At 60.5% G+C, this 15,205-nt stretch carries 14 protein-coding genes; 4 read left to right on the top strand and 10 right to left on the bottom strand.

Annotation, left to right across the window (positions count from 1 at the left end):
• Positions 1 to 95: 95 nt before the first annotated feature.
• From UB23_RS22205 to UB23_RS22195, 3 genes are read right to left on the bottom strand one after another with little or no spacing between them, the layout of a single operon-like run.
• Positions 96 to 1,001: an acyltransferase gene (locus tag UB23_RS22205; protein WP_045061436.1), complete on the bottom strand. Its 906-nt coding sequence runs from the start codon at positions 999 to 1,001 to the stop codon at positions 96 to 98.
• Entirely contained in the window at positions 1,002 to 3,101 is a 2,100-nt protein-coding gene (gene pta / locus UB23_RS22200; RefSeq protein WP_045061435.1) for a phosphate acetyltransferase, read from the bottom strand.
• Between the two features lie 57 nt (positions 3,102 to 3,158).
• The gene (locus tag UB23_RS22195) at positions 3,159 to 3,497 is read right to left on the bottom strand and encodes a DUF3565 domain-containing protein (protein ID WP_045061498.1); all 339 of its coding nucleotides are present in this window, start codon (positions 3,495 to 3,497) and stop codon (positions 3,159 to 3,161) included.
• Between UB23_RS22195 and UB23_RS22190 the strand changes: the two genes are divergently transcribed.
• The 3 genes from UB23_RS22190 to UB23_RS22180 all read left to right on the top strand — a co-directional run bounded on the left by UB23_RS22190 (position 3,466) and on the right by UB23_RS22180 (position 5,848).
• Positions 3,466 to 3,951 (top strand): FKBP-type peptidyl-prolyl cis-trans isomerase, encoded by a 486-nt coding sequence (locus UB23_RS22190; protein ID WP_045061434.1) that lies wholly within the window; start codon positions 3,466 to 3,468, stop codon positions 3,949 to 3,951. The two genes, UB23_RS22195 and UB23_RS22190, sit on opposite strands and share 32 nt — an antisense overlap.
• Before the next feature lie 123 nt (positions 3,952 to 4,074).
• On the top strand, positions 4,075 to 4,557 hold the full coding sequence (locus UB23_RS22185; protein ID WP_045061433.1) for a glutathione peroxidase: 483 nt from the start codon (positions 4,075 to 4,077) through the stop codon (positions 4,555 to 4,557).
• A gap of 187 nt (positions 4,558 to 4,744) precedes the next feature.
• Complete coding sequence (locus UB23_RS22180; RefSeq protein WP_045061432.1) at positions 4,745 to 5,848, top strand: NADH:flavin oxidoreductase; 1,104 nt, start codon at positions 4,745 to 4,747, stop codon at positions 5,846 to 5,848.
• A 217-nt stretch (positions 5,849 to 6,065) separates the two neighbouring features.
• Here the strand turns inward: UB23_RS22180 and UB23_RS22175 are convergent, their stop codons facing one another.
• Together UB23_RS22175 and cysZ are read right to left on the bottom strand one after the other, a co-directional pair.
• The gene (locus UB23_RS22175) at positions 6,066 to 7,265 is read right to left on the bottom strand and encodes a glycosyltransferase family 4 protein (protein WP_045061431.1); all 1,200 of its coding nucleotides are present in this window, start codon (positions 7,263 to 7,265) and stop codon (positions 6,066 to 6,068) included.
• A gap of 39 nt (positions 7,266 to 7,304) precedes the next feature.
• Entirely contained in the window at positions 7,305 to 8,057 is a 753-nt protein-coding gene (cysZ, locus tag UB23_RS22170; RefSeq protein ID WP_045061430.1) for a sulfate transporter CysZ, read from the bottom strand.
• A 312-nt stretch (positions 8,058 to 8,369) separates the two neighbouring features.
• Between cysZ and trxB the strand changes: the two genes are divergently transcribed.
• Positions 8,370 to 9,332: a thioredoxin-disulfide reductase gene (gene trxB, locus UB23_RS22165; protein ID WP_045061429.1), complete on the top strand. Its 963-nt coding sequence runs from the start codon at positions 8,370 to 8,372 to the stop codon at positions 9,330 to 9,332.
• Positions 9,333 to 9,516: 184 nt separating this feature from the next.
• Here trxB and UB23_RS22160 read toward each other — a convergent pair whose 3' ends face one another.
• The 5 genes from UB23_RS22160 to UB23_RS22140 form a co-directional block, all read right to left on the bottom strand.
• On the bottom strand, positions 9,517 to 10,800 hold the full coding sequence (locus UB23_RS22160) for an NAD(P)/FAD-dependent oxidoreductase (RefSeq protein WP_045061428.1): 1,284 nt from the start codon (positions 10,798 to 10,800) through the stop codon (positions 9,517 to 9,519).
• 161 nt (positions 10,801 to 10,961) lie between these two features.
• Entirely contained in the window at positions 10,962 to 11,795 is an 834-nt protein-coding gene (locus UB23_RS22155) for a transporter substrate-binding domain-containing protein (RefSeq protein WP_082069232.1), read from the bottom strand.
• Positions 11,796 to 11,840: 45 nt separating this feature from the next.
• Positions 11,841 to 12,632, bottom strand: a complete 792-nt coding sequence (locus tag UB23_RS22150) for an amino acid ABC transporter ATP-binding protein (protein WP_045061426.1) — start codon at positions 12,630 to 12,632, stop codon at positions 11,841 to 11,843.
• 6 nt (positions 12,633 to 12,638) lie between these two features.
• Positions 12,639 to 13,613, bottom strand: coding sequence for an amino acid ABC transporter permease (locus tag UB23_RS22145; protein WP_045061425.1), 975 nt, complete (start codon positions 13,611 to 13,613; stop codon positions 12,639 to 12,641).
• A gap of 189 nt (positions 13,614 to 13,802) precedes the next feature.
• A complete protein-coding gene (locus tag UB23_RS22140; protein ID WP_045061424.1) occupies positions 13,803 to 15,053 on the bottom strand; it encodes a 2-aminoadipate transaminase in 1,251 nt (416 codons plus the stop codon).
• Positions 15,054 to 15,205 lie beyond the last annotated feature (152 nt).

The following is a 15,205-nucleotide window of genomic DNA, read 5'->3' as shown; positions in this document are numbered from 1 at the left end:
TGTGGGAGCCAGCCCGCTGGCGATTGCGGTGTTTCAGTCAACCCATCTGCTGAATGTGAATCCGCTATCGCCAGCAGGCTGGCTCCCACAGGAGATCAGTGTTTGGCTGGATATTTGCGATGCATCTGCTCCAACAGTGCATCCTTGTCTTCCCATAGCTGATTGATCCAGCCCTGGAACTGCAACCGGTACTCCCCATCCTGCTCATAATTCTTGCCGATGAACTCCGGTGGAATTTTCAACTCCTGGAAGTGCACCACCACATCCTGCACGTTCCCGCACAACAGATCCCAATACCCCGGACGCCCGCCCGGATAGTGAATGGTCACGTTGACGATCGACTCCAGCTGCTCACCCATCGCATCCAGCACAAACGCAATGCCGCCGGCCTTGGGTTTGAGCAGGTATTTGAAGGGTGATTTCTGCTGTGCGTGTTTACCTTCGGTGAAGCGCGTGCCTTCGGCGAAGTTGAACATGCCTACCGGGTAGTTGCGAAATTTCGCGCAGGTCTTGCGAGTGGTTTCCAGGTCTTTGCCTTTCTTCTCCGGGTGCTTTTCCAGGTAGGCCTTGGAGTAGCGCTTCATGAACGGGAAGCCCAGGGCCCACCATGCCAGGCCGATCACCGGGACCCAGATCAGCTCCTGCTTGAGAAAGAACTTCAGCGGCTGGATCCGGCGGTTGAGCACGTACTGCAGCACCATGATGTCGACCCAGCTCTGGTGGTTGCTGGTGATCAGGTAGGAGTGCTGATAGTCCAGGCCTTCCAGGCCGCTGAGGTGCCAGCGGGTGCGGCAGACCAGGTTCATCCAGGCCTTGTTGTTGCTGATCCAGGCTTCATGGGTATGGCTCATCAGCCAGCGCGTGAAGCGCTGGGTGATGGCGAAGGGCAGCACCTTGAAGATCGCCACGCAGAACAGGAACGAGCACAGCAGGATGGTATTGAGCGCCAGCAATATCGAGGCGATCACGCCGCGCACGGCGGCAGGCAGGAAACCCAGCATTTAAAGATCCATAGGTCGGTTGGCGGCTTGGATCGCGGTCAACGCGATGGTGTAGACGATGTCGTCGACCTGCGCGCCGCGCGGCAGGTCGTTCACCGGTTTGCGCAGGCCTTGCAGCATCGGCCCGAGGCTGACGCAGTCGGCGCTGCGCTGCACGGCTTTGTGTGTGGTGTTGCCGGTGTTCAGGTCGGGAAACACGAACACCGTGGCGCGACCGGCAACCTGGCTGTTCGGCGCCAGTTGCCGGGCCACGGTTTCGTTGGCGGCAGCGTCGTACTGCAGGGGGCCGTCGATCAGCAGCGAGTTCTGCTGTTCGTGGGCGAGCAATGTCGCTTCGCGGACTTTCTCGACTTCTTCACCGCTGGCGGATTCGCCGCTGGAATAGCTGATCATCGCCACCCGCGGAGTGATGCCGAAAGCCGCCGCCGAGTCGGCACTTTGCAGAGCGATCTCGGCCAGTTCGCTGGCGCTCGGGTGCGGGTTCATCACGCAGTCGCCGTAGACCAGCACCTCTTCCGGAAACAACATGAAGAACACCGATGACACCAGGGTGCAGCCCGGCGCGGTCTTGATCAGCTGCAGGGCCGGGCGGATGGTGTTGGCGGTGGAGTGGATGACCCCGGACACCAGCCCGTCGACCTCGTCCAGCGCCAGCATCATGGTGCCGATCACCACGGTGTCTTCCAGTTGCTGCTCGGCCATCGGCGCGTTGAGGCTTTTGCTTTTACGCAGCGCGACCATCGGCTCGACATAGCGCTCGCGGATCAGGTCCGGGTCGAGAATTTCCAGCCCCGGCGGCAGCTCGATATCGTGCGCACGGGCCACGGCTTCGACGTCTGCGGGCTTGGCCAGGAGCACGCAACGGGCGATGCCGCGGGCCTGGCAGATGGCCGCCGCCTGTACGGTCAACGGCTCGCTGCCCTCAGGCAATACGATGCGCTTGTTGGCGGCCTGGGCGCGCTGGATCAGTTGATAGCGGAACACTGCCGGCGACAGGCGCATTTCCCGCGGAGTACCGCAGCGCTGGTGCAGCCAGTTGGCGTCGAGGTGGCTGGCGACGAAGTCGGTGATGATCTCCGCGCGCTCGCGGTCGTCGATCGGGATCTCCTTATTCAGCCCGTTCAACTGGTTGGCAGTGTCGTATGAACCGGTGCTCACCGACAGCACGGGCAGGCCGGCCTGCAAGGCGCCGCGGCACAAGTCCATGATGCGCGGGTCGGGCAGGGTGTCGCTGGTCAGCAGCAGGCCGGCCAGCGGTACGCCGTTCATGGCGGCGAGGCTGACGGCGAGGATGATGTCATCGCGGTCGCCCGGGGTGACCACCAGCACGCCGGGCTTGAGCAGCTCGACAGTGTTGCGCATGGTACGCGCGCAGATGATGATTTTGCTCATGCGCCGGGTTTCGTAATCCCCGGCGTTGAGAATCTGCGCGCCCATCAGGTCGGCGACGTCGCGGGTGCGGGGGGCGTTGAGTTCCGGCTGGAACGGGATGCACCCGAGCAGTTTGAAATCACCGCTGCGCAGCAATGGCGAGTGTTCCTTCAGGCGTGAGGCGAAGACTTCCATGCTTTCATCGGTCTTGACCTTGTTGAGGATCACGCCGAGGACTTTCGGGTCCTTGGGGCCACCAAACAACTGCGCCTGCAATTCCACACGGCCGGACAGTTCGGTGAGCACTTCGTTTTCCGGCGCCGAGACCAGGATCACGTCGGCGTCCAGGCTCTTGGCCAGGTGCAGATTGACTCGCGCAGCGTAGCTGGCACTGCGGGTCGGGACCATGCCTTCGACGATCAGCACGTCCTTGCCGATCGCTGCCTGTTGATAGAGCGTGATGATTTCTTCGAGCAGCTCATCGAGCTGACCGTCGCCCAGCATGCGTTCGACGTGGGCCAGGCCCAGCGGCTGGGGCGGTTTGAGGCCATGGGTGCGCGCCACCAGTTCGGTGGAGCGTTCAGGCCCGGTGTCGCCCGGGTGCGGTTGGGCGATCGGTTTGAAAAAGCCGACTTTGAGACCGGCTCGCTCAAGGGTACGCACCAGCCCGAGGCTGATGGAGGTCAGACCCACACCAAAATCGGTGGGCGCGATAAAAAAAGTTTGCATGCGGATTCTCTAAGGGAGCGCAGGGGTGACCTTCTATTTTTGGAGGTCTACCGACATTCAGTCGCCAAGGTTATCGCTAACCGGGCCTTGTGCGCACCAACCGCAAGCAAAGGGCTGGCCTATTTTTTCAATGCGCTGCGCCGGGTCCATGACCCAGGCCCGGGATTGCCATGGCGGCTGGTGGCGCAGGTGCTGGGTATGGCCGCAGGAAAGCTCGGCAACCCAGTGCCCGTCCTCGTCCTGATGGAAACCTGTAACCCTGGAGTCCTGCATCGTCATCCGTCTGTCCGGGTTGTGTTCGCTTTCGGGCGATTGCTTCGCTAAACTTGGCCTTTCTATATTCTTCTGCAAAAGGTCTCGCCCCATGCTGATCGCCGCCAATAAGGCTGTCTCCATCGACTATACCCTGACCAACGACGCTGGTGAGGTCATCGACAGCTCCGCCGGCGGCGCGCCGCTGGTTTACCTGCAAGGCGCAGGCAATATCATTCCAGGCCTGGAAAAAGCCCTGGAAGGCAAGGCAGTTGGTGATGAACTGACCGTTGCCGTTGAACCTGAAGACGCTTACGGCGAGTACGCTGCCGAACTGGTCAGCACCCTGAGCCGCAGCATGTTCGAAGGCGTCGACGAACTGGAAGTGGGCATGCAGTTCCACGCTTCCGCTCCGGACGGCCAGATGCAGATCGTCACCATTCGCGATCTGGACGGCGACGACGTGACTGTCGACGGCAACCACCCGTTGGCCGGTCAGCGCCTGAATTTCCAGGTCAAGATCATCGACATCCGTGACGCCAGCCAGGAAGAAGTTGCCCATGGTCACGTCCATGGCGAAGGTGGTCATCACCACTGATTTTCTGCGCTAAGCTCAGAGAACTGGAGAGGCGCCCGAGGGCGCCTTTTTTAGTCCGCGGTTGTCCATGGCAGCGCCGCCAGGTAGCTGTTTCGAGAAGAACACGGGAATTTGGAGTTCGTCATGAGCGCTTTTCACGACCTTAAATTGACAGCCCTGGATGGTCAGGAGCTACCGCTGGCGCCTTTCAAAGGGCGCGTCGTGCTGGTGGTGAACGTTGCCTCCAAATGTGGCCTGACTCCGCAATACGCGGCGCTGGAAAACCTTTACCAGCAGTACAAGGACAAAGGTTTCAGCGTGCTCGGGCTGCCGTGCAACCAGTTTGCCGGGCAGGAACCGGGGACTGAGCAGGAGATCCAGGAATTCTGCAGCCTGAACTATGGCGTGACGTTTCCGTTGTCCAGCAAGCTGGAAGTGAACGGGCACGATCGTCATCAGTTGTATCGCCTGCTGGCGGGCGAGGGGGCTGAGTTTCCAGGGGACATCACCTGGAACTTTGAGAAATTCCTGCTGGGCAAGGACGGCCGCGTGCTGGCGCGGTTCTCGCCGCGCACGGCGCCGGATGATGCTTCTGTGATCCAGGCGATCGAGAAAGCGCTGAGCTGAAAAAGAAAGATCAAAAGATCGCAGCCGGCGGCAGCTCCTACGGGTGTTCACATTCCCTGTAGGAGCTGCCGAAGGCTGCGATCTTTTCGTTTCTGATCCTAAATCACTTAAATCAATAATGCTGTTCAGCCCTCGATGTTCTCCATATTATGGCTGTCATAAAGCCTGTCCCCCGTGGAGCGTCCTCATGCCCGTCAAAGCCCTGTTCAAACCGTTCCACCTCGGCACTCTCCAATTGCCGACCCGCGTCGTCATGGCGCCGATGACTCGTTCGTTCTCCCCAGGTGGCGTGCCCAATGCCAAAGTGATCGAGTACTACCGTCGACGTGCTGCCGCCGGCGTTGGCCTGATCATTACCGAAGGCACCACGGTCGATCACAAGGCCTCCAATGGCTACCCGAACGTGCCGCACTTCTATGGTGAGGCTGCATTGGCCGGCTGGAAGAAAGTGGTCGATGCGGTGCACGCCGAAGGCGGCAAGATCGTGCCTCAGCTGTGGCATGTCGGCAGTGTGCGGCGCACCGGCACCGAGCCGGACGCCAGCGTGCCGGGCTACGGTCCCTCGGAAAAGCTGAAGGACGGTCAGGTCGTGGTTCACGGCATGAGCAAACAGGACATCCAGGAAGTCATCGCCGCATTTGCCCAGGCGGCCAAGGATGCACAAAGCATTGGCATGGACGGCGTGGAAATCCACGGGGCCCACGGCTATCTGGTCGATCAGTTCTTCTGGGAAGGCAGCAACCAGCGCACCGACGAGTACGGTGGCAGCCTGGCCAATCGTTCGCGCTTTGCCATCGAATTGATTCAAGCGGTGCGTGCCGCGGTCGGTGAAGGCTTCCCGATCATCTTCCGCTTCTCCCAGTGGAAGCAGCAGGACTACACCGCCCGCCTGGTGCAGACCCCGCAAGCGCTGGGTGAATTCCTCCAGCCGCTGTCCGACGCCGGCGTGGATATTTTCCACTGCTCGACGCGCCGTTTCTGGGAGCCGGAGTTCGACGGTTCCGAACTGAACCTGGCAGGCTGGGCTCGCAAACTCACTGGCAAACCGACCATCACCGTGGGCAGCGTGGGCCTGGATGGCGAGTTCCTGCAGTTCATGGTCAACACCGACAAGATCGCTCAGCCTGCCAGCCTGGAAAAGCTGCTGGAACGCTTGAACAACGACGAGTTCGACCTGGTGGCGGTGGGGCGCGCGTTGCTGGTGGATCCGGACTGGGCGCAGAAAGTGCGCGATGGGCGTGAGGAAGATATCTTGCCGTTCAGCCGTGAGGCGTTGATGACGCTGGTTTAAGCGTCAACTGGGAAGGCCCCATCGCCAGCAGGCTGGCTCCCACAGGTTTTGTGTACACCGCAGACCCCTGTGAACCAGAAGGCTGGCTTTAACAGGTTTTGTGTACACCGCAGATCCCTGTGAACCAGCAGACTGGCTTTAACAGGTTTTGAGTACACCGCAGACCCCTTGTGGGAGCCAGCCTGCTGGCGATGACTGACTCAATGTCACCCTGGGCTCAGGGTGAGGTTGGTGCATTTGGCACCACGTGCTCCCCCTCACAAGCCCCCCGCAACTGCCCCTCAAACTGCTCGATAATCGCCGGCCAGCCCTGGCGACTGGCATGCTGCCTGGCGTTCAGACGCACGCAGCGCAACGTCTCGCGCTCCTCCAGCAACCATGCCGCCGCATCGCAAAACGCATCTTCATCCCCAGGCATCGCCAGCACCCCGTTGTAGCCATGACGAATATGCTGGGCCGCTGCAGCTTGATCGTACGCCACCACGCCCAGGCCCGAAGCCAGCGCCTCAAGCACTACATTGCCGAAGGTCTCGGTCATGCTCGGAAACAGAAACACATCCCCCGATGCATAGTGACTGGCCAGGACTTCCCCACGCTGGGCACCGCAGAAGATCGCATGTGGCAGTTCCTTTTCGAGCGCAGCCCGTTGCGGGCCGTCACCGATCACGATCAGTTTCAGATTCTTCTGTGGATAACTCGCCTTCAACGTATCGAAACACCGCTTGAGCAGGCCCAGGTTTTTCTCCGGCGCCAGGCGACCGACATGGATCACCGCGATGTCGCGCTCGGCCAGGCCCCACTGTTCACGCAGCGCCGGCAAACGCCGGGTCGGATGAAACAACTGGCTGTCGACCCCGCGGGACAGCAACGCCAACCGCTCGAAATGCCGACGCTCCAGCTCCATGCGCTGACTCACACTGGGCACCAGCGTCAGGCTCGAACGGTTGTGAAACCAGCGCAGGTAGTGAGTCAGCAGGCGGGTCAGCAGGCCGAAGCCATACTGGCTGGAGTACTGCTGGAAATTGGTGTGAAACCCGCTGACCACCGCAATGCCCAGGCGGCGTGCAGCGCGCAGCGCGGACAACCCCAGCGGTCCTTCCGTAGCGATGTAGAGCACATCCGGGCGATGGTGCTGCCAGCGCCGCAGCAACTTGTGCATCGACGACTGCCCCCACTGCAACCCTGGATAACCCGGTAGCGGCCAGCCCCGGCACAGCAGCAACTCATCGTCGCCAACCATTTGCTGGTCGCCATTCTGGCGCGGCCGCACCAGCTCCACGCGATGCCCGCGCGCGCGCAAGCCGTCGCACAAACGGCCAAGGGTGTTGGCCACGCCGTTGATTTCGGGAGGGAAGGTTTCGGTGATCAGGGTGATATGCAGAGCTGTCGTCATGACCCCAGTGTCGGCTGGGGCCATGTCGTCGGTGTGACGGAGAAATGATGGATTTGTGAACAGTCAGCGCTGGGTCACCAGGTTTTCCGCGCCACGTTCACGCACCCAGAACAACGTTGCGCCCGCGACGGCCGCCGGCATCATCAGGATATTGACCACCGGAATCAGCAGCACCAGGTAAACGCTCCCGCCAAAACTCATGCTCTGCCAGCGCTTTTCGCGCAGCCAGGCAAGCATCTCGTTCCAGCCCAGCTTGTGGTTATCCGCCGGGTAGTCGATGTACTGGATCGCCATCATCCACACCCCGAACAGCAGCCACAGCGGCGCGGCGATGATGTTGACCACCGGGATGAACGACAGGATGAACAGCCCAAGCGCCCGGGGCAGGAAGTAGCCAAGCTTGCGCATTTCCCGGGCCAGGGTGCGCGGGATCATGGCGATCAGCTCACCCCAGCTGAAAGCGGGGAAGTCGTCGGTGCCGCGCACCACCACTTCAACTTTTTCCGCGAGGAAGCCATTGAAGGGGGCCGCGATGATATTGGCCAGCATGGTGAAGGTGAAAAACACCATTAACACCACCAGCACGACAAAAATCGGCCACAGGATGTAACTGAGAAAACTCAGCCACTCGGGTAGGGACGGCATCAGCGTATCAACCCACAGGCTGAACTGATGGCTGGCCAGGTAGATCAATCCGACGAACAGTATCAAGTTGATCATCAGCGGCAACAGCACGAACAAACGCAGGCCGGGGCTCAGGACCAGCTTGAGGCCTTCACGCAGGTATTGCGGGCCAGAGAGAACGGGGGCGGGCATAAGGGGCTCCGAGCTAGGGGAAACGCGCCGACCTTACCGGCTTTGCCCGGGTGGCGAAAGCGCCGTGGCAGCGTCGACATCAGCTTTAACAAATTAGTCTATACAGTCGCGGTACCGGATAGAGACCACCTATGAGCTGGATTGTTATTGCGTATTTCCTTAATCTTCGCCCCCTCGATAAGCTGCACCCATTCTTTTTACAGGACTGTCGAGCCCAAGCCTTCCCCAAGTGCTTTCAACGGTCCTTTTTAATTCCCGCCGGCAACCCGGCGTTCCGCGCCAGTTGTTTGGGCCGGTCAACAGGAGCAGGTCATGTCTGAAGTCCGTCATTCGCGAGTGATTATTCTTGGTTCCGGCCCTGCCGGTTACAGCGCAGCGGTCTATGCCGCACGTGCCAACCTCAAGCCACTGCTGATCACCGGCATGCAGGCTGGCGGTCAGCTGACCACCACCACCGAAGTCGACAACTGGCCGGGCGATGTCCACGGCCTGACCGGCCCGGCGTTGATGGAGCGGATGAAAGAACACGCCGAGCGCTTCGAGACCGAGATCGTCTTCGATCACATCAATGCCGTGGACTTTGCTTCCAAGCCTTACAGCCTGACCGGCGACAGCGGGACTTACACCTGCGACGCCCTGATCATCGCCACTGGCGCCAGCGCTCGTTACCTGGGCCTGCCATCGGAAGAAGCGTTCATGGGCAAGGGCGTTTCGGCCTGCGCTACCTGCGACGGTTTCTTCTACCGCAACAAGCCAGTGGCGGTAGTGGGCGGTGGCAACACCGCGGTGGAAGAAGCGCTGTACCTGGCCAACATCGCCAGCACAGTGACCCTGGTCCACCGTCGCGAAACCTTCCGCGCCGAGAAGATCCTGATCGACAAGCTGAACGCCCGCGTTGCCGAAGGCAAGATCGTGCTGAAGCTGAACTCGACGCTCGACGAAGTGCTGGGCGACAACATGGGCGTGACCGGTGCGCGCCTGAAGAACAACGACGGCAGCTTCGATGAACTGAAAGTCGACGGCGTGTTCATCGCTATCGGCCATACGCCGAACACTTCGCTGTTCGAAGGCAAGTTGACCATGAAAGATGGTTACCTGGTTGTGCAGGGCGGCCGTGAAGGCAACGCTACCGCGACCAACCTCGAAGGTATCTTCGCGGCTGGCGACGTGGCCGACCACGTCTACCGCCAGGCCATCACCTCCGCCGGTGCCGGCTGCATGGCTGCACTGGATGCCGAGCGCTACCTGGACGACCTGCAGAACGCCAAGTTCTGAGAGCGTTGAAATGAAAAAACCGGCTTCGGCCGGTTTTTTTGTCCGTGAATCCTGTCAACACTCAACTGTAGGAGCGAGCTTGCTCGCGAAAAACCTCCATGCGACCCGTTTATCCAGGAAGCCCACAGCATCGTTGACGTCCATCGCGAGCAGGCTCGCTCCCACAGGCAGATCCGTTACAAATTCAACCCTTGATTCGTTCCTGCACGAAATCCATCACCTTCAACGACTGATAAATCGCATTCGCCGCGACCCGCCCAAACGGCCCGCCGTTCCAGTCCAGCAAGTAGGGTTTGAACTGCTCATACCGCCGGCTTTCCCCGCACACCGCTTCAGCGATGACGCGGCCCCCAATCGAACCGGTATTCAACCCGTGCCCACCAAATGAAGTACAGGCCCAGACACCCGGTTCCAGCCACCCGAGGTTGGGCATCTTGTTGGTTGAATAGCCCATCAGCCCGGACCAGGCCAGTTCGATTTTCACGGGGGCCAGCTGTGGGTAGACCGAGACCATGTCTGCCTTGAGCATGGCGGCCAGGGCTTGCTCATTCTGTTCGTTACGGGTGGTGATGCGTCCGCCCCAGAGCAGGCGATCGCCTTCCACTACCCGATAATAATCCGAAGCTCGACGGTCATCGGAAAACGCCGCGCCGGAATCGAGCACCGATTTGATCGAATCGCCCAGGTGCTCGGTCAGCACCACGTAAGTGGCAATAGGCAGGTAGGCGCGACTGAGCTTCTGCAGCTCCGGGCCACCGTAGCCGCCCGCGCAGAACACCAGGTGCTGGCAGCGTACGCTGCCGCGAGCCGTGCGGATCAACTTGTCCGCACCTTCGTGATGCCAGGCCAGCATTTTCGAGTGTTCGTGAACCTTGCCGCCCGCCGCTTCAATCGCCAAGGCCAGGCCCAGGCAGTAATTGAGCGGGTGAAAATGCAGGGCGTTCGGGTCTTCTACGCCCTGGAAGTAGCGTTGGGTGTGAGCCCGTTCTCGAACCTGCGCGGTGTTTAGGTAATTGAGTTCGTAGCCGAAGTCGCGGCGCATCGTCTCGATGTGAGACTTGACGCCAGCGCCGTCGTCGTAGCGCTTGACCCGGATCGTGCCGGCGGACGGCTCGCAACCGCCCAGCGCCAATTCGGCGATATTGTTGCGCACGATCTGTACGCCTTCGACTGACATCTGGAACAGTGCCCTGGCCTGATCCAGGCCTAGCTTCTTGCGAATGGCCCCCGAGCCTTCAGCCCAGCCCGGCGAGACCACGCCGCCATTGCGTCCGGACGCGCCCCAGGCCACCTGATGGGCTTCCAGCACGATCACCCTTTTGCCGCGTCGGGTCAGTTCCAGGGCCGCGGTGAGGCCGGCGATGCCGGCACCAATGATGCACACGTCACAGTTTTCATCGGTATTGAGTTCAGGCCTGGCCGCGCGGGGCAGCGAGGTTTGGGAGTACCAGGTGTTGGGGAAGGACATGGGTCGATCCTTGAAAATAGTTGACTGCACATGCACGCACACATTCAACCCTGCAGGAGCGCGCTTGCTCGCGAGAAACCATGGACACCGCGTTCATTCAGGCTGCCCGCGTTATCGTTGACGCCCATCGCGAGCGAGCTCGCTCCTACAAGGGAAGCGGGTTACTTGACGGTCGAGTAATCGACGCCGTACCACTTGGTCGACAATTTCGTCAGCGTGCCGTCCTTGTGCATTTCGTCGATGATGGTGCCCAGCTTGGCCTTCAACTCCGGATCACCTTTGTCGGTAGCCACGGCCAGCGGTTCATAGAAAGCGACGACGTTGTCCACGGCGCGTAGCGGGTAGCCTTTTTTGACCGCCGCATCCAGGGTGCTGCGCTGGGTAAGGATGGCGTCCAGGCGAGCGCCATCGCCCAGGCGCAGGTCGTCCAGCGGCCCGACGGAACCGGCGTAGGTTTTCATTTTTTCGGTCTTGACGTCGTACACCACGGGCGGCACATCGCTGGTTTCGATGGCCAATGCCTGGTTGAGGAAGTCCTCGGAAGTGGTGCCCCCTTCAACGCCGATGGTCTTGCCGTTCAAGGCTTTGTGGTCCGTGACCGTGGACTTGTCATGCACGGCAAAGACATAAGGCACGTAGTAATAAGTGCCCGGGAAGTCGAGGATGCGCGCGCGGCTTTTGGTTGCCGTCATCGAGCCCACGGACATGTCCCAGCGTCCGTTCCACTTGCCGGCGGTGATCACGTCCCAATCGGGCGTGATGAACTTGACCTCGACGCCCAGGCGCTTGGCGATTTCTTTCGAAACATCGATATCGAAGCCATCGATTTCATTCTTGTCGTTGATGAAGCCTTGTGGCGGCCAGGTGGCCGACGTGGCAACGGTCATCGTCTTGCTGCTCTGGATCTTGTCCAGCACCGCGCCGGCATTGGCGGCGCCGACAAACAACAGCGACATTGCGGCGGCGAGGGTGAGTACGCGTTTACTTCTGACCATGTCCATCTCCATGTCTCGTTATTGTTATGGCGGGCGAAGCGGTGTTCAGTGACCGATAATCTGCGAGAGGAACTTCTGCGCACGTTCGGTCTGCGGGTTATTGAAAAATTCGGCCGGGGTGGCCTGTTCGATCACCTGCCCCTGATCCATGAACAGCACGCGGTCGGCGACCTTGCTGGCAAAGCCCATTTCATGGGTGACGCAGATCATGGTCATGCCGTCGGTAGCCAATTCGCCCATCACGTCCAGTACTTCATGGACCATTTCCGGGTCCAGGGCCGAGGTCGGTTCATCGAACAGCATCACTTTGGGATTCATGCACAGCGCCCGGGCAATCGCCACTCGCTGCTGCTGGCCGCCGGATAATTGCGACGGATATTTGTCGGCATGCTCGGCAATGCGCACCCGCTCCAGGTAAACCTGCGCACGCTTCTTCGCTTCGCCAGCCGACACGCCTTGCACCAGTTGCGGCGCCAGGGTCAGGTTGTCCATCACGCTGAGGTGCGGGAACAGGTTGAAGCTCTGGAACACCATGCCGATTTCACTGCGCACGGCGCTGACACTTTCTGCCTCGCTGGTGAGGACGATGCCGTTGACCTTGATCTGGCCTTTCTGGAAATTCTCCAGATGGTTGATGCAGCGAATCATCGTCGACTTGCCCGAGCCCGAGGGCCCGCACACCACCAGGATTTCACCGGTGGCGACGGTCAGGTCGACATCGCGTAGCGCATGAAAATTGCCGTACCACTTGTTCAGGCCGGTGATGGAAATCATCGGGGGATTGGCTGGCGCAGCAGGGGCCAGGTCGAGACGTTCTGCGGTACTGGTGAGAGTCATCAGCCATCAACCTCTTGCCGTGGATCGGTTGACCCGTTTTTCGATTCGCGCCTGCACCCGCTCGAGAATGAACGACAGCGCCCAGTAGATCATCGCGGCGGTGATCAGCATTTCCAGGTGGCGGAAGTCAGCCCGGCCCTGGGTCTTGGCCAGGTACATCAACTCCCACACGCCGATCACCGAAACCAGGGAGCTGTCCTTGAGCATGGCGATGAACTGGTTGCCGGTGGGCGGGATAATCACGCGCAGCGCCTGGGGCATGATCACCCGGCTCAAGGTCTTGAACGGGCTGATATTCAACGCCCGGGAGGCTTCCCACTGACCCACCGGAATGCTCTGGATGCCGGCGCGGAAAATCTCGGTCATGTACGCGCCGTAGCACAGCGACAAGGCGAGGATGCCCGCCGGGACTGCGTCGACCACATACCCCAGCTGCGGCAGGCCGAGGTAGATCAGGTAGATCTGGATCAGCAACGGCACGCCGCGAAAGAACGAGGTGTAGAACGAGGCGAGGGCGTTGGCCAGGCCGTTGTTCGACAGCTTGGCGACCGCGCCGATCAACGCCAGCACGAAGGCAATCACGATCGCCACCGCCGAGATGTACAGCGTGGTGGCAGCGCCCTGGACGATCAGGAAACCGACCTTGTCGAGGATGAAGCTGTAGGACAGGTCGAAGGTGTCGAAGAACGCGAGGAACAGGATAAGAAGTTCAATCCAGACCACTGTGGTCTGCACCTTGAACTTCAGGCGTCCGAGGATGTGGAAGTTCAGCGTCCCCAGCGCGGCGATGGCCAGGCCGATGGCGATGTTGCGGGTAGTCAGGCTGTCGGGGGCATTGCCCAGCAGTGGATGCAGAAAGTTACCGAGGGCGCTGTTGCCCAGGTTCATCAGGTAGGCGCCGAGGAACAGTACAACGGCTACGCCGAGCAGGAATTGAGGATCGTTGGACTTCTTCTTATAAATTATATTGTCGTGATACATGCATGCCTCGGCGTTTAGATGGTGATGATCTCGCTGATAAGATGAGGTTGGTCAGGATTTGAACTTTGGGAGCCGGCAAGCCGGCTCCCACCATTCGAAATCGGGTGTGTTCAATGAGTATTGCGACGCACATTCAGGGACTGCAAGCGACCATAATTCGCTACGTCAGTCCCTGAGCTCATTTTGCCATCAGGTCAGTAGTGCCAGGCAGGACTCGAGGATGTCGAGGCCTTCCTCCAGCACGGCGGCCTCGGTAGTCAATGGCGCCAGCAGCCTGATGATGTGGCGCGACTTGCCACTGGGCATCAGCAACAAGCCGGCATCACGCGCCAGGGCCAGCAATTGGGTGAGCTGCGCTGCAGCCGGACTGCCGTCAGGATGAGTCAGCTCGATGCCGCGCATGGCGCCGACACCGGTCAGGCGCCCGAGGAAGGGCGACAGCTGGCGGGTGTGCCAGGACTGATAGCGGCTGACGATGGCTTCTTCCTGCTGCGCCCCCCAGCTGTGCAGCCGGGCGTCGGTCATTTCGTCAAGGGTCGCCAGCGCAGCCGCGCAGGCAATTGGGTTGCCGGAATAGGTGCCACCCAGCCCGCCCTTGGGCAGCACGTCCAGCAGCGCTTTGCGCCCGACCACCGCTCCCAGTGGCACTCCGCCGGCGATGCTTTTGCCCAGCAGAATCAGGTCCGGCTCGATGCCAAGGCGCGAAAATCCGAAGCGCTGGCCGGTACGGCCAAAGCCCGACTGGATTTCGTCGGCGATCAGCACAATACCCTTGTCATCGCACAAACGCCGCAGCGCCTGGGCAAACGCCGGGTCCATCGCGAGAAAGCCCGCTTCGCCCTGCACCGGTTCGAAGATGAAACAGGCGACGTCCGCAATGTCGATTTCCACGCTGAACAGACGGTCCATGGCTTTGAGGGCTTCAGCGCAGGTCACGCCATTGTCGTGGCTCGGATAGGGCAAGTGGTAAACAGGCCCGGGCAGCACGCCAACTTTTTGCTTGTAGGGCGCAACTTTACCGTTGAGGTTGAGGGTGGCCAGGGTACGGCCGTGAAACGCGCCGTCGAAAGCAATCACGGCGCTACGCCCGGTGGCGCCGCGGACGATCTTCAAGGCGTTTTCTGCGGCTTCTGCGCCACTGTTGGTGAGCATTCCGCTGACGGGGTAGTCGACGGGGATGAAGGCGCTGAGGCGCTCCATCAAATCGATGTAGGGCTGGTGTGGGGCGGCGTTGAATGCGTAATGGGTCAGCCGTGTGGCCTGATCTCGAATGGCTTCGACGATGCGCGGGTGGCAATGACCGAGGTTGAGCACGCCGATACCACCGATGAAGTCGATGTAGCGCTTGCCCTCGGTGTCCCAGACCTCGGCATTTTTGCCATGGCTGAGGGTGACGGGATGAACCACGTTGATCGAACGGCTGATGCTTTCGCTGCTCATGGGTGACCGACTCTGAAGAAGGGATGCTTCTTTTTATCTAAGCCGTGAGCGGTGGTGGCGGGCAAACGAAATAAAGTCGCCGGGTCAATCTTAAAAGTCGGGATGTTTTTGAAGATCAAAAGATCGTCCGAACGCGGCCCGAGCCTCCGGCA

The sequence above is a fragment of the Pseudomonas sp. ES3-33 genome (assembly GCF_000952175.1).
GTDB classification, from domain to species: Bacteria; Pseudomonadota; Gammaproteobacteria; order Pseudomonadales; family Pseudomonadaceae; genus Aquipseudomonas; species Aquipseudomonas gregormendelii.
This window is presented reverse-complemented; position numbering and strand designations above follow the sequence as displayed.

Excerpts from the sequence above, each read along its gene's own strand:
- UB23_RS22195 (WP_045061498.1), bottom strand. The coding sequence starts at position 3,497 with ATGGAGACAGCCTTATTGGCGGCGATCAGCATGGGGCGAGACCTTTTG.
- UB23_RS22180 (WP_045061432.1), top strand. The coding sequence starts at position 4,745 with ATGCCCGTCAAAGCCCTGTTCAAACCGTTCCACCTCGGCACTCTCCAA.
- UB23_RS22185 (WP_045061433.1), top strand. The coding sequence starts at position 4,075 with ATGAGCGCTTTTCACGACCTTAAATTGACAGCCCTGGATGGTCAGGAG.
- pta (WP_045061435.1), bottom strand. The coding sequence starts at position 3,101 with ATGCAAACTTTTTTTATCGCGCCCACCGATTTTGGTGTGGGTCTGACC.
- UB23_RS22190 (WP_045061434.1), top strand. The coding sequence starts at position 3,466 with ATGCTGATCGCCGCCAATAAGGCTGTCTCCATCGACTATACCCTGACC.
- cysZ (WP_045061430.1), bottom strand. The coding sequence starts at position 8,057 with ATGCCCGCCCCCGTTCTCTCTGGCCCGCAATACCTGCGTGAAGGCCTC.
- UB23_RS22145 (WP_045061425.1), bottom strand. The coding sequence starts at position 13,613 with ATGTATCACGACAATATAATTTATAAGAAGAAGTCCAACGATCCTCAA.
- UB23_RS22155 (WP_082069232.1), bottom strand. The coding sequence starts at position 11,795 with ATGGTCAGAAGTAAACGCGTACTCACCCTCGCCGCCGCAATGTCGCTG.
- trxB (WP_045061429.1), top strand. The coding sequence starts at position 8,370 with ATGTCTGAAGTCCGTCATTCGCGAGTGATTATTCTTGGTTCCGGCCCT.
- UB23_RS22160 (WP_045061428.1), bottom strand. The coding sequence starts at position 10,800 with ATGTCCTTCCCCAACACCTGGTACTCCCAAACCTCGCTGCCCCGCGCG.
- UB23_RS22175 (WP_045061431.1), bottom strand. The coding sequence starts at position 7,265 with ATGGCCCCAGCCGACACTGGGGTCATGACGACAGCTCTGCATATCACC.
- UB23_RS22150 (WP_045061426.1), bottom strand. The coding sequence starts at position 12,632 with ATGACTCTCACCAGTACCGCAGAACGTCTCGACCTGGCCCCTGCTGCG.
- UB23_RS22140 (WP_045061424.1), bottom strand. The coding sequence starts at position 15,053 with ATGAGCAGCGAAAGCATCAGCCGTTCGATCAACGTGGTTCATCCCGTC.
- UB23_RS22205 (WP_045061436.1), bottom strand. The coding sequence starts at position 1,001 with ATGCTGGGTTTCCTGCCTGCCGCCGTGCGCGGCGTGATCGCCTCGATA.